Source organism: Mucilaginibacter pankratovii (assembly GCF_014773265.1).
Taxonomy (GTDB): Bacteria; Bacteroidota; Bacteroidia; order Sphingobacteriales; family Sphingobacteriaceae; genus Mucilaginibacter; species Mucilaginibacter pankratovii.
Window position 1 is genome coordinate 23,800 of record NZ_JACWMY010000015.1, and the last position, 19,976, is coordinate 43,775.

General features: G+C 46.6%; 21 protein-coding genes. 8 read left to right on the top strand and 13 right to left on the bottom strand.

Translation table 11 applies throughout. The features are described 5' to 3' along the window. Positions 1-14: 14 nt before the first annotated feature. The 7 genes from IDJ77_RS23860 to IDJ77_RS23890 form a co-directional block, all read right to left on the bottom strand. Positions 15-1,715, bottom strand: coding sequence for a M3 family oligoendopeptidase (locus IDJ77_RS23860; protein WP_191191502.1), 1,701 nt, complete (start codon positions 1,713-1,715; stop codon positions 15-17). Between the two features lie 152 nt (positions 1,716-1,867). Next, entirely contained in the window at positions 1,868-2,269 is a 402-nt protein-coding gene (locus IDJ77_RS23865; protein WP_191191503.1) for a hypothetical protein, read from the bottom strand. 25 nt (positions 2,270-2,294) lie between these two features. Continuing rightward, positions 2,295-3,221 (bottom strand): NAD-dependent epimerase/dehydratase family protein, encoded by a 927-nt coding sequence (locus tag IDJ77_RS23870; RefSeq protein ID WP_191191504.1) that lies wholly within the window; start codon positions 3,219-3,221, stop codon positions 2,295-2,297. A 173-nt stretch (positions 3,222-3,394) separates the two neighbouring features. Further along, positions 3,395-4,003: a Crp/Fnr family transcriptional regulator gene (locus IDJ77_RS23875; protein ID WP_191191505.1), complete on the bottom strand. Its 609-nt coding sequence runs from the start codon at positions 4,001-4,003 to the stop codon at positions 3,395-3,397. After that, a complete protein-coding gene (locus IDJ77_RS23880; protein ID WP_191191506.1) occupies positions 3,991-4,845 on the bottom strand; it encodes a UbiA-like polyprenyltransferase in 855 nt (284 codons plus the stop codon). Before IDJ77_RS23880 ends, IDJ77_RS23875 begins: the two co-directional genes overlap by 13 nt. Before the next feature lie 99 nt (positions 4,846-4,944). Beyond that, positions 4,945-5,577 carry a ribosome biogenesis GTP-binding protein YihA/YsxC gene (yihA, locus tag IDJ77_RS23885; protein WP_191191507.1) on the bottom strand — a complete coding sequence of 211 codons (633 nt, stop codon included), beginning with the start codon at positions 5,575-5,577 and terminating at the stop codon, positions 4,945-4,947. Between the two features lie 125 nt (positions 5,578-5,702). Beyond that, on the bottom strand, positions 5,703-8,423 hold the full coding sequence (locus tag IDJ77_RS23890; RefSeq protein ID WP_191191508.1) for a TonB-dependent receptor: 2,721 nt from the start codon (positions 8,421-8,423) through the stop codon (positions 5,703-5,705). 491 nt (positions 8,424-8,914) lie between these two features. On the opposite strand from IDJ77_RS23890, the gene IDJ77_RS23895 reads away from it, so the two are divergent. Continuing rightward, positions 8,915-9,403 (top strand): VOC family protein, encoded by a 489-nt coding sequence (locus IDJ77_RS23895; protein WP_191191509.1) that lies wholly within the window; start codon positions 8,915-8,917, stop codon positions 9,401-9,403. Here the strand turns inward: IDJ77_RS23895 and IDJ77_RS23900 are convergent, their stop codons facing one another. Then, on the bottom strand, positions 9,404-10,312 hold the full coding sequence (locus IDJ77_RS23900; protein ID WP_191191510.1) for a serine hydrolase: 909 nt from the start codon (positions 10,310-10,312) through the stop codon (positions 9,404-9,406). 96 nt (positions 10,313-10,408) lie between these two features. Between IDJ77_RS23900 and IDJ77_RS23905 the strand changes: the two genes are divergently transcribed. The 5 genes from IDJ77_RS23905 to IDJ77_RS23925 all read left to right on the top strand — a co-directional run bounded on the left by IDJ77_RS23905 (position 10,409) and on the right by IDJ77_RS23925 (position 15,032). Then, on the top strand, positions 10,409-10,615 hold the full coding sequence (locus IDJ77_RS23905) for a DUF433 domain-containing protein (protein WP_191191511.1): 207 nt from the start codon (positions 10,409-10,411) through the stop codon (positions 10,613-10,615). Positions 10,616-10,617: 2 nt separating this feature from the next. Further along, on the top strand, positions 10,618-11,013 hold the full coding sequence (locus tag IDJ77_RS23910; RefSeq protein ID WP_191191512.1) for a hypothetical protein: 396 nt from the start codon (positions 10,618-10,620) through the stop codon (positions 11,011-11,013). Positions 11,014-11,087: 74 nt separating this feature from the next. Beyond that, positions 11,088-12,137, top strand: a complete 1,050-nt coding sequence (lpxK, locus tag IDJ77_RS23915) for a tetraacyldisaccharide 4'-kinase (RefSeq protein WP_191191513.1) — start codon at positions 11,088-11,090, stop codon at positions 12,135-12,137. Then, positions 12,115-12,930 (top strand): purine-nucleoside phosphorylase, encoded by an 816-nt coding sequence (locus tag IDJ77_RS23920; protein ID WP_191191514.1) that lies wholly within the window; start codon positions 12,115-12,117, stop codon positions 12,928-12,930. The genes lpxK and IDJ77_RS23920 overlap by 23 nt, the downstream gene beginning before the upstream one ends. A 32-nt stretch (positions 12,931-12,962) precedes the next feature. Next, positions 12,963-15,032 (top strand): putative porin, encoded by a 2,070-nt coding sequence (locus IDJ77_RS23925; RefSeq protein ID WP_191191515.1) that lies wholly within the window; start codon positions 12,963-12,965, stop codon positions 15,030-15,032. Positions 15,033-15,184: 152 nt separating this feature from the next. Here IDJ77_RS23925 and IDJ77_RS23930 read toward each other — a convergent pair whose 3' ends face one another. Both IDJ77_RS23930 and IDJ77_RS23935 read right to left on the bottom strand, forming a co-directional pair. Continuing rightward, the gene (locus tag IDJ77_RS23930) at positions 15,185-16,366 is read right to left on the bottom strand and encodes an asparagine synthetase B (RefSeq protein WP_224751215.1); all 1,182 of its coding nucleotides are present in this window, start codon (positions 16,364-16,366) and stop codon (positions 15,185-15,187) included. Between the two features lie 139 nt (positions 16,367-16,505). Continuing rightward, complete coding sequence (locus tag IDJ77_RS23935; RefSeq protein ID WP_191191516.1) at positions 16,506-16,730, bottom strand: hypothetical protein; 225 nt, start codon at positions 16,728-16,730, stop codon at positions 16,506-16,508. Positions 16,731-16,773: 43 nt separating this feature from the next. On the opposite strand from IDJ77_RS23935, the gene IDJ77_RS23940 reads away from it, so the two are divergent. Together IDJ77_RS23940 and IDJ77_RS23945 are read left to right on the top strand one after the other, a co-directional pair. After that, positions 16,774-17,211 (top strand): peptidylprolyl isomerase, encoded by a 438-nt coding sequence (locus IDJ77_RS23940; protein ID WP_191191637.1) that lies wholly within the window; start codon positions 16,774-16,776, stop codon positions 17,209-17,211. 83 nt (positions 17,212-17,294) lie between these two features. Next, complete coding sequence (locus IDJ77_RS23945) at positions 17,295-17,795, top strand: DUF5606 family protein (protein ID WP_191191517.1); 501 nt, start codon at positions 17,295-17,297, stop codon at positions 17,793-17,795. Between the two features lie 199 nt (positions 17,796-17,994). Here the strand turns inward: IDJ77_RS23945 and IDJ77_RS23950 are convergent, their stop codons facing one another. The 3 genes from IDJ77_RS23950 to rlmH all read right to left on the bottom strand — a co-directional run bounded on the left by IDJ77_RS23950 (position 17,995) and on the right by rlmH (position 19,926). Then, positions 17,995-18,402, bottom strand: a complete 408-nt coding sequence (locus tag IDJ77_RS23950; protein ID WP_191191518.1) for a Dabb family protein — start codon at positions 18,400-18,402, stop codon at positions 17,995-17,997. Between the two features lie 29 nt (positions 18,403-18,431). Further along, positions 18,432-19,349 (bottom strand): cation diffusion facilitator family transporter, encoded by a 918-nt coding sequence (locus tag IDJ77_RS23955; RefSeq protein ID WP_191191519.1) that lies wholly within the window; start codon positions 19,347-19,349, stop codon positions 18,432-18,434. Positions 19,350-19,452: 103 nt separating this feature from the next. Beyond that, a complete protein-coding gene (gene rlmH / locus IDJ77_RS23960; RefSeq protein ID WP_191191520.1) occupies positions 19,453-19,926 on the bottom strand; it encodes a 23S rRNA (pseudouridine(1915)-N(3))-methyltransferase RlmH in 474 nt (157 codons plus the stop codon). Between the last annotated feature and the right edge of the window lie 50 nt (positions 19,927-19,976).

A 19,976-nucleotide genomic window follows, 5' to 3' on the forward strand; every position in this document is an offset into this window, starting at 1 on the left:
AGAGGGCTAAGCAATTATATCTTTTCCATTTCAGCCTTCACAAACTCCGCAAGCTCTTTTACATAGCCTGCGCTGAAATCGAACTTGATGCCGGCCGTTTCGTAGATCTCGGTGATGGTTTTGGTGTAGCCTAATTTCAGGGCATCCAAATACTGCTGTAAGCCTTTCTCGGGGTTCTCTTTATAGTTCTTCCAAACCGCTATGGCGCCTAACTGGGCCATGCCGTATTCGATGTAATAGAACGGAACCTCGAAAATGTGCAGCTGCTTTTGCCACAGGTTCTGCTCGGCCTCCGGGTGACCGCTCCAATCGGCAAAGCCGGCGCCAAACGGCTCGTAGATCTTCAGCCAGGCTTCCGTACGCTCGGCAGCAGTATGCTCGGGGTTGGTGTAGATCCAATGCTGAAACTGATCTACCACGGCAACCCATGGCAGGGTTTTCAGCACATCAATCAACTGATCGCGTTTGGCGCGTTTCAGGTCCTCCTCGTTATCAAAATAAACGCTCCAGTTGTCCATCGAGATCAGCTCCATCGACATGGATGCCAGCTCGGCAACCTCGCTTGGGCAATGTTTAAAATCGTTCAGTTCCAGGTCGGCAGTGAGGAAGGTATGCACGGCGTGGCCGCCTTCGTGCACCATGGTGGTGAGGTCGCGGAAGGTGTTGGCCGAATTCATGAAGATAAAGGGTGCGCCCGTTTCCGATAGCGGATAGTTATAACCGCCCGGTGCTTTGCCTTTGCGGCTCTCCACATCAAACAGGTTGTTATCCTTCATAATTTCCAAACGCTCGCCCAGGTAACGGTTAATGTTGCTAAAACACTGGATAGATTTCTCCACCAGTTCGGCACCGCTGTTGAACGGTTTTAGCGCCGGCCTGCCCGATGGGTCTACATCCATATCCCATGGTTTTAAAGTATCAACGCCCAATAGTTCCCGGCGTTTTTCTGCCTGCTCGCGCAGAATGGGCACCACTTCGGTTTCTATAGCCGCGTGGAAAGCATAGCAGTCCTGCGGGGTATAATCAAAACGGCCAAGGGCCTGGAACATATAATCGCGAAAATTCTCGAAACCGGCGTTCAGCGCCACTTTATGGCGCAGGGCACGCAGATGATCGAACAGGGTATCCAGCACCGTTTTTTCCTGCAAGCGGCGGGCGGTTATCTTCTCCCAAACTTCCTGGCGCTTGGCTCGGTCGGTACCCTTTAAAAATACCGAGGCCTGCTCCAGCGTGTATTCCTTCTCATCGATGTGTACCGACATAGCGCCGGTGATGCTTTGATATTTCTGCTGCTCCACCTGGATCTCGGTTTGCAGCGGAATGTTCTCCTCACGGAAAAGCTCCAGCGATTTTTTTACGGCGCGCAGCATTATGTAGAATTTCTCCTCGCTCAGCTCGCCAACGTAATCGCTGTTCACCAGCTTTTTGTTTAGCTCGTTGTTATATGGCGCGGTTTTAGGCTCAATCTCGGTAGCAAAGTACTGGAAACTTTCCAGCAGGTCGGGGTTCATGGTGTCGCAGGTCATGCGGATGTAGCGCCAGGCAAAATCCTCTTCCAGCGCCGCCTGTAGTTCGCTGCTGTCTTTCAGCCATTGCTCTAATTCGCTTACGGAATTGATAGGGCGGTTGGTTAATTCCTGGTAAATAGGTTCCAGCGTTTCCCATTTAATTTCGAGGTCGGCCGGGATATAATGTCTTGTTTTTTTGTGGATCATGGTATAATTGATGTGCAGATATGCGGATGTGCAAATATGCAGATTAGTAGGGAAAGTCGGAAAGATTGAATATTTACTAAAGGTAAAATATCGAACAACATTACTCCACTTGTTACGTAAGGCAATGTTCACATTTCAAAAACGTCACTTTACTAAACCTTCTTTGGCTTGATGAACAGTGCCGATAACAGACTTATTACAAAGCCGGCGGCTACCATCATAACCCAATAGAAAATATACCCGATAATGGTTTTATTATTGGCAAAAACAGTAAAGATGATTTCGTACACTAAAAATATGATACTTGCGATAGCAATAGCCGTTGTACTAAAGGCTACTCTTTGTATAAATATCGCATTAAGTTTGGCTAAATATTTATTTAACAATTGCGTGCCCACGATAGTAAGGATAAACACCAGTAACAATGAATTGCCCTGGTTGTAACCATGTGTAAACGGGGTCAGATTAATGGCTATCAATGAAAATCCACCAAAAACACCAGCCAGAATAGCAATTTTAAAAGGATTGTAGTTTGACGATAAGGTTTGCGGCATAACTTATTTGCCGCAATATACTTATCTATTCCGCCTTATACAACGTCTCCGACATCTTTTTTATCCCCTCTGCATACGGCGTTGGTTTAAAGTTAAACCTCTTTTCAAACTTGCTGGAATCGAAGATATAATCATGATCGTACTGGTAGTACATCTCTACCGTACCTGCAACTACTTTCATAAATTTGCCTATTACCCAAAGCATCCATTTCTTCAGGCTGAAGTAGCTGGGTTTGGTTTTGTAAATAGTGGCTGCCATTTCTATAAATTGCTTACCGGTAAGCGCAGGAGCAGTTGGCAGGTGCCAGATCTGGTTATCGCTATCCGGGTTTTGGCCCAACAAAAACATCGCCTTGGCGGCATCTTCAATATAAATAAAGCAGTGCTTTGTATTAGCATCCCCCATCCATTGGGCCATTTCTTTTTTGGCGTATTTGGCAAGCACCATCATATCAAAAAAGCTATTGGTGCTATCGGTACCATAAAAATCTGGCGCGCGGGCTATGCTGGCGTTTAGTGTTCCGGCTTTTACTTCATCCATAATAGCATTGGCCACACCCACACGCACTTTGCCCTTTTCACTGATAGGGTTATAAGGCGTATCTTCTTTCATTGGGCCATTTACCAAACCGTACATGTAAACGTTATCAAAAAATATCAACCTGGCATTGTTCTCTTTGGCAACGGCAATTACGTTTTTAATGATAACGGGCCATTGCTGTTTCCATACCTCAGCATCGTAAACAATGCCTACGCACAAATATATAACCGTTGAACCCTTAGCAGCTTCGCGCAGTTCATCCAGGTTTAAAAGATCGGCTTTTTTCCAGGTGGTGTTTTTGCCGGGTTTTATTTCGCGCCTGCTTATTAGGCGGATGGTATCGTTATTATTTTCTAACTGGCGGGTTAGCGCGTTGGCTACCGGGCCTCCTGCTCCTAATATCGTATGCATTTTCTTGTTGTTTTAAAGTATGATACAAATGTAGGCGCGGGTTGAAAGTCAAAACGTTAACAAAAGATAAGAATTTAGAGGTTAAAGGTTAAAGGTTAAAGGTTAAAGGTTAAAGGTTAAAGGGGAATGCAGACCGAAGCGTGTTGTTTTGACTTTTTAATTTTGAATCACTGCTATTTTTCCACCAAGATCCTCTTCCTTATCCTCGATAACGAAACCGGTGTTATCCCCAAAAAGTTGGCAATGTAATGCTGAGGCATGCGCTGGAGTATTTCGCGGCCGGTTTGCAGGAGTTTGAGATAACGCTCCTCGGGTGTTTGGGTAATGAATGATGAGATGCGTTCTTCGTAGCAGATGAGGTAATGTTCGGCTACCAGGCGCCCAAAGCGTTCCATTTTGTAGGCCAGCATGGGGTTGTTCAGCATCAGCTCCATGTTTTTTTTGCTGATGATAATGATCTGGCTGGGCTCTAATGCTTCGATATAATTTGTGGCCGGCTCTCCTGTAAGGAAACTTTTATAGCTGCTCACAAATTCGTTTTCGAAACTGAAATAACCGGTAATGTCCACGCCATCCTTAATGTGGTAATAGCGTACCGAGCCCTTCAGCACAAAACCAAAGTGGTTGCAAACCTTACCCGCTTCGGCAAAAAGCTGCTTCTTTTTAAAATTGTGCAGCGTGATATGCTGAATGAATACGATCCATTCGGCCTCGTTGAAAACCACGTAAGGCTCCATGCCCTTACGAAATGCTTCGAGCTGTGCTGATGTTAGCGCATCCATATCCTATCCATTAAAAAAAAGGCCGCAAACACCACGCTGGCGATGCCGTTGGTAGTCATGAAGGCGATATTTACACGGCTCAGGTCGTTTGGTTTTACCAACAGGTGCTGGTAGATGAGCATGGCACAAAAGAAGGCGATACCGATGTAATAAAGCAGGCCCACGTTGGTGTAAAACACCGGCATCACAATAAATGCTGCTGAGAATATATGCAACACGGTAGAAAGCCTCAAAGCGTTCACCTTGCCTAACCAGGCAGGGATAGAGTGCAGTTTCTCGTTCCGGTCGAAATCCTCATCCTGCAGGGCGTAGATGATATCGAACCCGCTTACCCAGCATAAAACCGAGAGCGAGAAAAATACCGGTGTTAAAGCAAACGCCCCGGTTACCACCAAATACGCCCCGATAGGTGCCAGCGATAAACCCAAACCTAAAACCATGTGGCAAAGCGCCGTAAAACGCTTGGTGGCGCTGTATCCCAAAACCACCAATAAGGCAATGGGCGAAAGATAAAAGCAAAGCGGGTTGATGAACCAGGTGGTCAATATAAACAATGCGCAATTGCTCAATGTAAAAGTTAATGCCGCAACCGGACTGATCCTCCCTGCCGGGATATCACGCTGTTTGGTGCGCGGGTTTTTAGCGTCGATGTTCCTGTCGAGGTAGCGGTTAAATGCCATGGCCGAGTTGCGGGCAAACACCATGCAAAGCAGCATCATCACCAGTTTTTGCCATTCGAATTTATGGTCGGTAGTGGTAACCGCCAAAAAGAAGCCAATAAAGGCAAATGGCATGGCAAATATGGTGTGGGTAAAAGTTACGAGAGAAAGGTATTTTTTCATGCTTATTTGAATAACAAATATCGAATTTTAAACGTCTAATCATGAAGTTCTTTTTACTTCATCATTCTGAATTCGATATTCGGCGTTCGATATTATATTTTAACTCTTATAGTACTCCTCATCAAATACCGGCGGTTCAAAACTGCGGTTGATGTTATCTATAAACGCCAGGATCTCATCGCGGCCCAGCAAGGTTTCTGATGAGGTTACAAAATGCTGTGGCGCTTCCTCAAAGGTGGCTAATATCGCTTTGCGGAATTTGGCAATGTTCTGGTCTGTTTTAATGCTGCTTTGCTTATCGGCTTTGGTAAATACCAGCACAAATGGCAAGCCCTTTTCGCCAAGCCAGCTGCAAAACTCCAGGTCTATCTTTTGCGGTTCCAGGCGGCTGTCTATCAATACCATTACGCATTGCAGGCTTTCGCGTTTATCCAGGTAGCTGCGGATAAATTTGTTCCAGTCCTCTTTTTTACTTTTAGAGATCTTGGCGTATCCGTAGCCCGGCAGATCGACAATGTACCACAACTCGTTCACCAAAAAGTGGTTGATCAGCTGGGTTTTGCCCGGCGTTTGCGAAGTTTTTGCAAGGCCTTTTTTCTGCACCAGCATATTTATCAGGGATGATTTCCCCACGTTGGAGCGCCCTATAAACGCAAACTCTGGTTTAATGGGAATGGGCAACCTGGAGATCTGAGTGTTGCTGCAAATAAAATCGGCCGATTTGATGATCATGCCGCAAAGGTAGGTAAAAGTTAGAAGGGTTGGAGACGTTAGAAAAGTTGGAGATGTTGGAAGGGTTGGAGACGTTAAAAAAATTGGAAAGGTTGGGGAAGTCGAAGATGTGGTTCGTGTTTGGGTTACTTTTTCACAGTTGATTTGGTGAATTTATATTGCAGGGTGAGCAAAAAATACCGCCTGATGATCTGCGATTGGGTATCGGTAATGGAGTTTTGGTTGATGTACCGGTAAGTGTTGATGTTTTGGTTCAGCAGATCGTAGCAGGAGAATTTTATTTCGCCTTTATCCTTTTTCAGGAACTGGCGGGCAAGGCTCACATTGAGCAGGTTGCTGCTTTTTTGAAAACCGGCCGGCACCAACGGATTGTAGTTGTAAGTGTAGTTGCCATCAATATTGGTTTTAAAGGGCATGTTCACCCTGAAATGCGTATCGAAGGCATGGGTAATGTATTTTTGGCTCTCATAGTTAACACCGCTGTAACTGGTGTAGGTATAGCTTAGGCGGTATTGGGGGCTAAATTCAAAAACATCTTTATAATTAAAGGTGACGTGCTCATTCAAGGTGCCCCGGTACGACTCCTGGAAGCCATCCATCCTATTCAGCACAAAAAAATCATGGCTTTTTGATAGGTTGATATTGGTTGAGGCATCCAGCTGCACATCACCCTCCTTCTTCAATTGCTTGTTGATGTAGCCGCTAAAATTCATGTTATACCTGCCATCGCGGTTGATAGGCGTGCTGGTTTCTACCGACTGTGCGTCCAGCGTGCGCTGCCTGAAAACACTGTTCTCGTAAAAGGCAACCGAGGCGCGCACATTGTAACTGGTGCGGGTTTGGAAATTGTATTTAGAGTAATTGATACTAAAGGAATTGCTGCTGGTTGGTTTTAAAAAAGGGTTACCGGTAACGGAAGACGATGGACTAAATACCACGGTATAAGGTACCATATCGCCAATATTGGGTAAATAGGTATACCGCGAGTAATCCACCGAGAAACCATTCATATTTAAATTGACAGTGGGCATAAAGAACACAAAATGCTGATCCAGATCGGCAGCGCCCCGCCCAAAGGCATTGTTCACCTGCTGAAACTGGGTGTTAAAGTGCATCCGCAGGTTAATGTCCTTTTTCAGCTCAATACTTAACCCCGGGTTTAGGCCCTGCATCCATTTATCGCGGGCCAGGTCATTGCTTTTCTCCAGCAAAAAGCTGTCGTATTCGCCGGTGGCGGGGTTGTAATCATAGGTAGATACCTTATCCAGGCTGTGGCCGTAGCTGGCTTGTGCGTTAACATCCACTTTAATTTTTTCGGTTACCGGGTAACTAATGCCTGCCGATAAGCTCGCATCGGTACTGCGCGAACGGTTATCGCCTAATTGGTTAAACGCGTAGGATGGCAGGGCTGCCACGTAAGAAGTGAGGCTGGTATTATCATAATTGGTGTTATTGCGGGGACTAAAGGTGAGGGTATGGTCGATGTTTATAGACGCTCCCTTTTTTTTAAGCTGCCGGTTATAATTCAGCGCCTGCGAAAAGTTGATGTTATTGCCGCTGGCGTTGCTGGTATTTGTTGACACATTGATAGGATCGGTAAAGTTGCTGTAACTGTTGCCGGTAGTTTGGTTTGCCGATGAGTTGTTGCTGATGTTGATATAAGGCGTATACCGTAAGCGGGTTTTATCATCGGGCTGCCAAACTATGGTGCTGCTTATGGCGTGGCTGCTGTTATTGCCGTTGCGCTTGTTTGCCGAGTTGCCAAACACCGTTGTATCTGCCAGGAACTGCTGCCGTTTGGTGAGGGTGTTGTACTCCGAGTTTTCTTTTTTGTAGATGTAGGCAAAGTTCACCTTCAGCTTTTTACCGTAATCGGTATTGATGTTAAAGCCCGCATTGGTGGCTGTTTGCTTGCCGTTACCTCCTCCGCCAAAGGCAATGCCGGCCCTGGAGATGGCCTCGCCGCCGCGGTTAAGCCCGCCGCTGCCGTACAGATCGTTAAAATCGAACCCGGTATTGTTCAAATCGTTTGATGAACCTAAAACGCTCACCTGCAAAGTATCCCTGAAGGTATTGATGAGTGCGCCCGCCTGGTAATGCCCGCCGGTACCTGCCCCTGCGTAGCCTTTTCCAAAAATGCTTTTCTTAAAAGCCTTCTTAAATTTCAGGTTGATGATCTTGTTCAGCTTCGATGCGGGGATGAGGTGGTCGGGGTCGTTCTCGCGGTCGTCATACACCTGTATCTTATCTATCATATCGGCATCGATGTTCTTGGTGGCCATCCGCGTATCAGCCGAAAAGAATTCGTGCCCATCCACCAGCACTTTGGTCACATCCTTACCCATTACAGTGATGCCGCCATCGCTGGCTACTTCCAGCCCGGGCAGTTTTTTCAGCAAGTCTTCTACCACGGCATTGGGGCGTACTTTAAAGGCTTCGGCGTTAAACTCAATGGTATCTTTTTTTATGACGATAGGCATACGCTCGCCCTTTATCAGCACCTCGTTCAGTTCCTTGATGTTTAATTTGATGGCACCCAGGTCCAGCTCATTCGTTTTTAGGGTAATTACCTTACGATAGGGCTGGTAAGCCACGAAAGATATAAATACTTTTATGGGGATCCCCTGCGGGATATTATGCAGCGCGAATGCGCCGTTCTTATCGGTAATGGTGTAGGATAGCAGATGGGAGCTTGTGTCGCGGTTATCTAAAATGGCAACGGTCGCAAATTCAATCGGTTTGGCGCTTAAGGAGTCTACCACCCTGCCCTTTACGTTTGCTTTGTTTTGCGCAAAGGATGTGGTGGCAGTCGTTAAAAAGAAGAAAAACAGCAGATATCTATACATGCAGGTGTTAGGTAGCTTAGTGCTGGCCTAAAAATCTATAAAATGTTTTGGATTATGCCTGTGCGTTAACATACTTTAACTATTATTAAACAACGTTAACAATAAAGTTACAAGGAGCGTGCCTCTCTCCTTTGGAGAGGGGGCCTTAGGAGCCTCACCCTGCCCTCTCCAAAGGAGAGGGTTCTTTTTTCTTCACCCTCTTTTCCGCTTGCGGAGAGAGGGTCGAACAGCGGAGCGCATTTGGGGTGAGTCAAATAGCCACGAGGCAATATCCGCAACGCGAGTTGACTCACCCCCAAACCCCTTTCTCCTTCGGAAAGAGGGGATTCTTTTCTTATTCCTTGCCCTCTTTGCGGAGCAGAGCGCATTCGGGGTGAGTTGAACAACCCGGCGATATTCATCTTTCAATAAATGTTTAAACATTTATTTTACTTATCTCCAACAAAATCAACCTTTCAACCTTGTAACTTTACAACATTAAAACAAAGAAAATGAGCGATTATAAGATCCCCGCACAAACCCGCATCGGGCATGTGCATTTAAAGGTGAGCGATATACAAAAATCATTAGGTTTTTACGGCGGCCTGCTGGGATTCGAAGTACAGATGATGTACGGCGACCAGGCAGCCTTCATCTCTGCCGGTGGCTACCACCACCATATCGGTTTAAATACCTGGCATAGTAAAGGCGCGTCACCTGCCCCGGAATATGCACCAGGTTTATACCATACCGCTATATTGTACCCCGAAAGGAAGGATCTGGCGGCCATATTGCAGCGCCTGATAGATGCCAGATACCCCATCACCGGCGCATCGGACCACGGTGTATCCGAGGCCATTTATTTGGATGACCCCGACGGTAACGGCGTAGAGCTTTACTGGGACCGCCCAAAAGAGCAATGGCCAATAAACGAAGCCGGCGAAATGACCATGTTTACCCGTAGCCTCAACCTGCCTGGTTTACTTGCCGAGCTGAAATAATTACTCGTTCAGCATATATTTCTCGATACCGGGGGCGGGTTTCCACTCGTCTTTTGGCTCGTAGTAATGCCATAGCAGGGCAGATACTTTACGGATAAGCACGTAAGCCTCGTTATCGGTTACCCAGCGCTGGTCCTTATTATTTTTGGTGATGATAGAGAAAACGTAATCGCCATGCGGAGCGTTCACCAGCACGGTTTCCGACCGGCTTTCGTCCACTGCGCCTTGTTTAGATAAGCACTGTATATAAGGTGGTATTTGCGAGAGCGCGGTGTTATCCCAATAAATGCGGTTGAGGGTGCGGCTCATGCGCTCACTTGCTGCCGGGCTCACCACCTGCCCGTTGCGGATCATAGTGAAGAGCTTACACATTTCGTAAGGCGTGGTTACGCCCCAGCCGTAGATCTTACGCATTGCCTCGCGGCCGGGCGTGCGGGAATTTACCCGCATACTTTTAAAGCCGTTACTATCCAGCCAGTTGTTAATGTGTGTACCTGTTACCAGCTTTTGCAGCCACAGGCTGGCGGTATTATCGCTCATGGTGATCATCAGCATGGCCACCTTGCTCAGCATAATAGTGTCTTTATCTTTAAACGAGCCCAGGATATCCTCCCCCGCGTACAACAACGAATCGCGATAGGCAAGTTTTTGGTTATAGTTCAGTTCGCCTTTTTCTATTTTATCCATCACGCCGCTAAGTATACTCACTTTAATCATACTCGCGGTAGGGAACAGCGTATCCTGGTTAATGGCTGCGGTTTTGCCTGTTTTTAAATTCTGCACGTAAATGCCTGCTTGTCCGTTAAAACCCTGCAGGGCTGTTTGCAACCGCGCGGTAAGCTTTTTATCGGTTTGGGCGAAGGTGGTAACGGTTAGCAACAGGAAGGCGGCGAGTAAAAGGTGTTTCATGGAGGGAATGGGTTTGATGGAAATAAAGTTATGGATAAATTGTAATTCGTTTTCTTAAAACTATTTTTAATCATAACGTATTCCTATCTTTAACATATGGATATTCAACAAGTGATCAATATCGACCAGGAAATTTTAAGCGGGCAACCCGTTTTCACCGGAACCCGTGTGCCTGTTGAATCTCTTTTTCACCATTTAGAAGCAGGTGTAACACTGGATGAGTTTCTTGAGGATTTCCCATCAGTTTCTAAGGAGCAGGCTACATTTTTAATGCAAACCAACAACTACAACGCAATTCAATAACGGTGTACCTCCGATTTACTACCGAATTTATTAACGAATATAACGAAGCAGAAACAGGGGTATTTCAGGCACTCGGGTATCTTCGTAATAATCCATCAACCCAGGATGGTGATGTAGTTAAACTTAAGATTTTAAATAAATGGTTTAGTTCTAACTTAGAGAAACCAACCCGGTTCTCAAACGCCACGAGTAAAAGCCCTGTATCGGTATCTTTATCATGGTTTAAAGATTCGGCAAAAGAACATCTTCATAAAATGAGTGAACTTACCGAAGTATTAGAAAAATACGACCTTGTGGTAGAACGGCTTGTAACTAAAAATCCCGGCTATATTGTCTACGAAGACGATTATCAGGTTTCAGCCGTCCCATTTCGCAATGACCGCAACAGAGTTATTTAAGATTTGGCAACTTTTTGAATTTGTCAGATCTGCCGCCATAGCCCTCCTCCCAATTCCCTATCTTTGCGCTCTCTATGAAATACCTGCGTTGGCTTTTGCTTCCGTTTTCGTTAATATATGGCCTGGTTGTGCTGCTGCGCAACTGGTTTTACGATGCAGGGCTGTTTAAAAGCCGCGAGTTTGATATGCCGGTGATCTGCGTTGGCAACCTCGAAGTAGGCGGCGCGGGCAAAAGCCCCATGACAGAATACCTGGTACGCCTGCTCAAAACGGATAGCAAACTCGCAACCCTCAGCCGCGGTTATGGGCGCAGCACAAAAGGTTTTATAAACGCTGCTGCAAACGCTACCGCTACGGAAATTGGCGATGAACCGGCACAATTCAAGCATAAATTCCCGGAGGTTACAGTTGCCGTTTGCGAGGAAAGGGTAGCAGGTATAGAGCAACTCAAAGCATCGCATAACCTCATTATTTTGGATGATGCCTACCAGCATCGCGCGGTAAAACCGGGCTTCAATATTTTGTTGTTCGATTATAATAAATTGTTCGATCCGCACTTTGTTTTACCTGCGGGCAACCTGCGCGAGCCCTTCAGCGGCAAATGGCGGGCGGATATGATGGTGATAACCAAATGCCCGGCAAACCTCTCCGAAGAGGAAAAAACGAAATGCTATTACCGCCTAAGCCCGCAAAGCTGGCAACCTTTGTTCTTTACATCCATCAATTACTTGCCTTTGCAGGATATGCAGCAGCGCCCCGTGGGTTATAAAATAGATGCCGATACCACCGTATTTTTACTTACCGGCATAGCCAACTCTGCACCGCTTGTTAGCCATTTAAAAACGCTTACCGGTGCTATCATGCATCACAATTATCCCGACCATCACCAGTTTACCTTAAAAAATATCGCTAAACTTGCTGCGGAGTTTTCTGCCTGCAGCTCACAAAAAAAAGTAATTGTCACAACAGAAAAGGATGCGCAGCGTTTAGCACTACATAACTTGCTTCCCGCTGTTTCGCGGCTGTTTGTCTTGGTGATACCGATAGGCATACAATTTTTGGGAGATGCGCAGCAAAGCTTTGATGAATTAGTTATAAATTATGTTAGAAAGTATTCAGAATAGTACCAATTATATTAAAAAACGCATTGGCGATTTTGTGCCCGAGTGCGGTATAATTTTAGGCACCGGCCTTGGCGGCCTGGTAAACGAAATTGAGGTGGAAAAACAGCTGATGTACAGCAATATCCCCGATTTCCCGATGTCGACCCTGGAGTTTCACTCCGGCAAACTGATATTTGGTACACTGGCGGGCAAAAAAGTAGTAGCTATGCAGGGCCGCCTGCATTATTACGAGGGCTACACTATGCAGCAGATCACCCTTCCGGTAAGGGTAATGAAATTGCTGGGTATACAAACACTGTTTGTATCAAACGCCAGCGGATCGCTTAACCCGGCAATAAAAAAAGGCGACCTGATGGTGATTGAGGACCATATTAACCTGCAGCCGGCAAATCCGCTTATCGGCCGTAACGATTCGGATATGGGGCCGCGCTTCCCGGATATGAGCCAGCCATACCGGCGCGACCTGATCGAGAAAGCTTTAAAAATAGCATCGGCAAATAATATTAACTGCCATAAAGGTGTTTACGTAGCTGTAACCGGCCCTAACCTGGAAACCCGTGCCGAATACAGGTACCTGCGCATAATAGGCGGCGACGCGGTAGGTATGAGCACCGTGCCCGAAGTTATTGTGGCCAACCACATGGGCATCCCTGTTTTTGCGATCTCCGTTTTAACAGATGAAGGCTTCACCGAAGAATTGCAACCTGTTTCCCTCGAAGATATCCTGGCCATTGCCCACGAAGCAGAACCGAAAATGACACAAATACTAAAAGAACTTATTGCAGGGCTTTAATGGCGGCTAAGCTTAAATACCTATTATTAGTATTGATCTGCGCATCCGTGCAGGCGGCTTTTGGGCAGGTGCCAACCACCTACCCCGGCCAGCAATCGCGCGAGCCGGTTTACAGCCGCGATACCAGCAGCAGAATAAAAAACACCCGCCCCGGCGATTCGCAAAATATCGATTCGATCCGCGCACGCGACGAGCGAAAAAAGGACTCGGTAGTATTCACCTCCAAATTCATTAAAGTAACCAGCGAACGGCTGCTAAGCGATAGCACCCAGCTTTTCCCGCTGGATACGGGCCTTGTGAACTTTGAGAATTATAGTCCGCTTAACCAGCCGCGTAACCCCAAAGTGCATTTGGGCTACCTGGGCACCTCTCAGCGCGACCTGCTTTTTAACCCGCGCAAAACCATAGGCTTTGATGAAGGGATGCACGCCCTTGATGCCTACCTGATAAACCCGCAGGATATGAATTATTTTAATGCGCGGGTGCCCTATACTTTGCTCTCGCTCTCCAATACGCTGGGCAGCACCAAGGAGCAGTATTTTAAAACACTGCACACTCAAAACGTTAAACCCAACTGGAACATTGGGTTCATCCTCAACTTTAATGGGTCGCGCGGGTATTACAGCAGCAATAACGTATTAAAGCAGAACGTAAGCGGGTTCAACGCCGGTATTTTCACCTGGTACCACTCGGAGAATCAGCGCTATAACTTATTGGGCAATCTCCTGTTTAACAACCTTAAAACCCCGGAGACAGGTTCACTGGTAGAGGATGACGTGTTCAATGCGCTTGCGTTTAACAAAACCACGCAGCCTGTTAAACTCCCCAGCAGCTACAGCGACTGGAAAAACACCGGGTTTTATATAAAGCAGTTTTACTACATCGGGCATATCGATAGCCTTAAAAAAAGCACCGGCAGCACCAATGTATTGCCCACCCAGCGCGTAGCCTATACCTTTTATTACAACACCCGAAAATACGAATACCTGCAAAACGATCTGGACCAGTATGGCGTGTTCCCCGATTATTATTTCAGCGCAGGCCGCTCGCGCGATTCGCTCAACGTTTTACACTTACAAAATGATTTCTCCTACAGTTTTTACCTGAGGGGGAAATCCTTAAAAATGGTGAAGAATGAGCTAAAACTTGATGTGGGGCTAACGCAGGATTTTTACAAATACAGCCAGTTTGTAAGCGATACCACCCTGAACGAATTTGGCCGTAAAGTATTAAGGCCATCCAGGGTGCAGAACTCAACCTTTCAAAACATTACGCTGAAGGCACGCCTTGGCTACCGCTTTAGCGACAGGATAAACCTCGATGGCGATATTAAGCAGATAATACAGGGCCGCGATTTTGGCGACCTGCTTTACGATGCCAAACTTATCCTTGCGGGCGGTAAAAAAGCCGGCAGGATAGTATTGGGCGCTTACCTGCAGAGCAGTTCGCCGGGGCTGATGTATACCGATTGGATTAGCAACCACTATATTTTCCATACTGATTTTAATAACCAGAAGATCACCAACTTATCGTTTAATTACGTAAACGACCTGCTAAAGCTGGACCTGAAGGCCGAGTATTTTTTAATAACAGACTACCTGTATTTTGCGGCCTCCAACGGCGGGGTTGATGCTACGCCGCAGCAATTTGGCGGTAGTATTAATATGCTTAAGGTAAGCCTGGGCAAAAACCTTACCTGGCATAAGTTCCACTTTGATAATTATGTGGTTTACCAAAAATCAGACAACTTAACACTCTTGCGTACACCCGAGGTTTACACCTACAGTAGCCTTTACCATAACTCAACCTTGTTTGATGTGCTGAAATCTGAATACGGCGTAAGCCTGCGTTACAATACTACTTATACAGCACCATCTTACGCGGTTGGTTTAGGGCAGTTTTATAATGGAGCCAACGTAACCTTTACCTCGTACCCCATTGCCAGCGTGTTTTTTAAAGCAACGCTGCAGCGCACCAACATTTTCCTCCAGTATGATTACGCCAACCAGGGTCTGTTCAGCAAGGGGTACTACACCGTAAACCGCTACCCGCAACAAGATGCCGCCTTAAAGTTTGGCGTTGCCTGGACGTTCTACAATTAAGAGCCCCCCAGCCCCCTGAAGTGGGAGTAGAATTTAGATGCAAGAAATTAAGACACAAGAATCAAGATAAAAAGAAAAACCCGGCCAATTCATTAGCCGGGTTTTTCTTTGTTTAAGCTTTTCAAAAGCTCCCCCTTTAGGGGGCTCGCGCGTTACGTTTTCTGCTTCTTCTTATTCGCTGCCGGGAACAACACATTGTTCAATATCAACCGATAACCGGGCGAATTGGGATGGAGCTTGAGGTCGGTTGGCGGGTCGCCAACGGCGTGCTGGTAATCTTCGGGGTCGTGGCCGCCGTAAAAGGTCCACTGGCCTTTGCCAAACTCGCCATGGATGTAACGAGCCTCGTTGGCAGTTTTCATTTCGCCCATAATAGTAACACCGGGCTTTAAACGGCTTTTATTAAACGCCGTGGTTAGGCCCATAAAACCTTTTATCACCTTATCGTGGTTTTGGGTGAGCATACTGGGTACCACATCCCACTTGGCCGAAAAATCGAACAGGGTGAAGAAATCGCGCGTGCGTTCTACCTGCCGGGTCGGCGTTACATCAATATTGCTGAACTGGTGCGACTCGGGGTTCATATCCAGCTGGAAATTCTGAAAGGCGAAGGTTTGGGTATAATCCAACTTGTTTTGCGCTGCCGGGTCAACGGCATCGCCATCAAACATGGGTCCGCAGATATCGGTATTGGATGATGCCAGGGCGATATCAAAAGTATCGGTACCGCTGCACATGGCAAACAGGAAGCCGCCGCCGGCGCAAAAATCGCGGATATGCTCGGCAACAGCCAGTTTCATTTGCGATACTTTTTGAAAGCCAAGCTTTTTGGCCATGGCGTTCTGCGCTTTCACATCATCATTATACCATTGCGCGTAGCGATACGACGCATAAAACTTACTAAACTGCCCGGTAAAATCCTCGTGGTGCAGGTGCAGCCAATCGTATTTGGGCAGGTCGCCTTTTATTACTTCCTCGTCGTACAAAACATCATAGGGTATCTCGGCATATTTTAATACCAGGGTAACGGCATCATCCCAGGGCAGCTTGCTTTTTGGCGAATACACCGCCATTTTTGGCGCTTTTTGCAGCTTCACCAGGTCCATATTAACGGATGGGTCGCTTACTTCGGTGATGATCTGCGTGGCGGCGGCATCGGCGACCACCTGGTAACTTACTCCACGGATCTTGCATTCGTCTTCTATACGTTTAGCGTACTTCATCATAAAGCTGCCACCACGATAGTTCAGCAGCCAATCTACCTCCTGCTGGTTCTTTAATACCCAAAAAGCGATACCGTATGATTTAAGGTGGTCTTTTTGCTCCTCGTCCATGGGGATAAGGATAGAAGCCGCCCTTGTTAAGAGAGGCAAAAGGAGAAAGGTAAAAACTAAAAGGTATTTGTATAGTGGTTTTATCACTTTGATTTGCTTGATGGTTGTATTCAAATGTAACGATTAAACAATAAATGTATTACAAGCTTATGGAATTGGTGAAACCAGCCCTGCGATAGGGATAGCAGTGGAAACCCCGGAATGGAGCGCTGCTTCTATCAGCAGCGCGGAATGAGGAGTTGGAACGGATAGCCCGGCCTGCCTGCCGGTAGGCAGGGCCAAAGGCATCGCCCAAACGCTTACCGATATCACTTCTTCCTTTCTGCTTTAACCTTTTACCTTTCACCTTAATACCCCCTTTCACCTTTCTCCTTTTTTGTTAACTTTGCACCCTATTTAAAATAATGATGAGCAAAGCAATAATTAAAACCGAAAAAGGCGACATGACCGTTGAGTTTTTCGACAAGGATGCCCCTAACACCGTAGCTAACTTTTTAAAGCTGGCTAAATCTGGTTTTTACGATAACGTTATTTTTCACCGCGTTATCCCTAACTTTATGGTTCAGGGTGGCGACCCAACCGGTACTGGTGCTGGCGGCGCAGGTTACAAAATAGACTGCGAGCTAACCGGCGAAAACCAATACCACGATCGTGGTGTGTTATCCATGGCACATGCTGGCCGTAACACCGGCAGCTCACAATTTTTTATCTGCCACAGCCGTGCAAACACCGCGCATTTAGATCGTAACCACACCGTATTTGGTAAGGTTGTAGAAAATGTTGACGTGGTTGACGATATACGCCAGGGCGATAAAATTTTAGGCGTAGAAGTAATTGAAGGATAGTGAATGGTTGAATGGGTGAGTGGTGAGCGGTTAAACTGCTAACCATTCACTTGATCAACTTAATCAACCAATAAACATAAAAAATGAATTTACAGGGAATTGTTGCAGTATCGGGTAAACCGGGTTTATGGAAAGCGCTTGCGCAAAACAAAACCGGTTACGTTTTAGAAAGCCTTGATGCGCAAAAAACCAAGCTGATAGCTAACTTGAGCACCGCTAAGCTGGCCGCTTTGAACGAGATCACTATCTTCGGACTGGATGAGGATATTAAACTGGTAGATGTATTGGAGCGTATGAAAGCCTCTGCTACCGTACCTGCTGTTAAGGATGATGGCAAAGTAATGCGCAGCTTCTTCCGCGAAGTAGCACCCGACCATGATGAAGAAAAGGTGTACGCAAGCGACATGAAGAAGATCATCAGCTGGTACCTGATCTTAAAGGATCTGCCTTTATTTAGCGAAGAACTGCCAAGCGCACCTGTTGCCGAAGAAGCACCTGTAAAAGAGGAAGAAGTTGCGCCGGCAGAAGCAGCAGCCGAAGCACCAAAAGCAAAAGCTAAAAAGGCTGTTGCTAAGAAAGCGTAAGGTTTTTTAAAATACACCGCGACGGTGTCCTCACCGCCGCAAACGATAAAGCCCCGGTAGTTTTGCTATCGGGGCTTTGTTGTTTGCCACGTCGTCATTGCGAGGCACGAAGCAATCTCTACGTATGACAAGCGGCTATGCAAAGGCCTCTGCATCTCGGGAGATTGCTTCGTGCCTCGCAATGACGTGGTGGATTTAGTTATGCATCTATCGCATCATAAACCACAACCTTTTCCCAAAGGTGGCTATGATCTTTGATGAATTGCTGATGGATAGGGTGAGTTTGGTAAGCAGCCTGGCCTTCCAGGTCGGCGAAGAACATTACTTCTGATACGCCCCAGCTGTTATCTACCACCTCGCGTTTCTCGGTGCTGGCTACAATGCCTACGTGCAGTTCTTTAATATGCTCGATTTTGCCCAGCGATTTTACACCGGCCACCAGTTTATCGCGATCTTCTTTCGAATCGGGGTTTTTCAACCAAAAAAGTGCATGGTGCACAACGTGATACTTGTTTGTCATAGTTGTTAATGGTAATGCTTGGGCAACGGCCACACCGGCGGCCATTGTTGCTGCGGTTGCTATAAATTTTCTGCGGTTTGTTTTCATATTATTGATATTAGCTTAGATAGGCATTCTCAACACTTCGGTTGCTCACATTTCTCATCCACAAATTCGGGCTCAAAGGTGCTGTGGCTGATAGAGAGATGCTCCAGGCGGTGGCGCAGATCGTGCTTAATGTTATCGAAGTTCGTCATGTCCTCCGGCTTTACCACCAGGTGGGCGGTGAGGGCATTCTCGGTGGTGCTGAGAGCCCAAACGTGCATGTGGTGTACATCCACTACGCCTTTGGCCTTTTTTAGTTCGGCTTTAATTTCGGCAAGGTCCATTTCTTTGGGTACGCCGTCCATTTCCAGGCGCAGGCTGTCTTTCAGCAGGCTCCAGGTGCCGGTTAAAATCACAATGGCGATGATGATGCTCACGGCGCTATCTACCCAATACCAGTGGCTAAAGTAGATGATAACGCCCGATATCACCACACCAAGCGATACAACTGCATCTACCGCCATGTGTATGTAGGCACCTTTTATGTTCAGGTCGGTATCCTTATCTTTCACAAACAGCCAGGCGGTAAAACCGTTGATGGCAATACCTGAAAACGCCACCCAGGCAATGGTAGTTCCGGTAACGGTCTCCGGGTGCAGGAAGCGCAGCACGGCTTCGTACACAATAAAACCAACCGCTACAACCAATATCACCGCGTTAAAAAACGAAACGATGATAGTAGAGCGCTTATAGCCATAGGTGTATTTACTGTTTGATTTTGCCTTGCTCATTTTAAAAGCCAGCAATGCAAGGGCCAGCGAGGCTACATCGCTCAGGTTATGCCCGGCATCGGTTAGCAGGGATAACGAACCGCTGATGAGCCCGGCAATTACCTCTACAATTACGAAACCAGAGTTTAATACAATTCCCCAGATAAAAGCCGTGTTTAGCTTATCCAGCTTGGGGGCATGGTCGTGATGATGGTGGCCGGAGTGATCGTGACTGTGCATGGCGCAAAGGTATTTAATTGATTTGAAAATTTGGCGATTTGAAGATTTGAAAATGGCTGAGCTCAACTTTCAAATCTTCAAATTCACTCATCTTCAAGTCAAGCTACTGGTGATGATAAGGCTCTCCCTTTATAATGGTAAACGCCCGGTACAATTGCTCCGCAAAAAACAGGCGAACCATCTGGTGCGAGAAGGTCATTCGGCTGAGGGAGATCTTATCATTGGCACGCTGGTAAACCGATTGGTCGAACCCGTAAGGGCCGCCTACCACAAACACCAGGCTGGCTACCGAACTGATGGCGCGTTTGTTGAGGTAATTGGCAAACTGTACCGAGGTGAACTCCTGCCCCGCTTCATCCAGCAGAATAAGATGATCCTGCGGGGTAACTTTTTTGAGGATGAGCTCGGCTTCTTTTGTTTTCTGCTGATCTTCGGTGAGGGCCTTTGTGTTTTTTAGTTCGGGGATCTCGGCCAGCTCCAGTTTGGTGTAGTGTTTTAGCCGCTTTACATACTTTTCTATGCCATCCTTTAAATAAGCATCTTCGGTTTTGCCAACGGTTATAAAAGTGATCTTCATTATAGGCGCTAAATGTTGGGTATTTGTTGTAAAATTGAAAACTTGTAGAG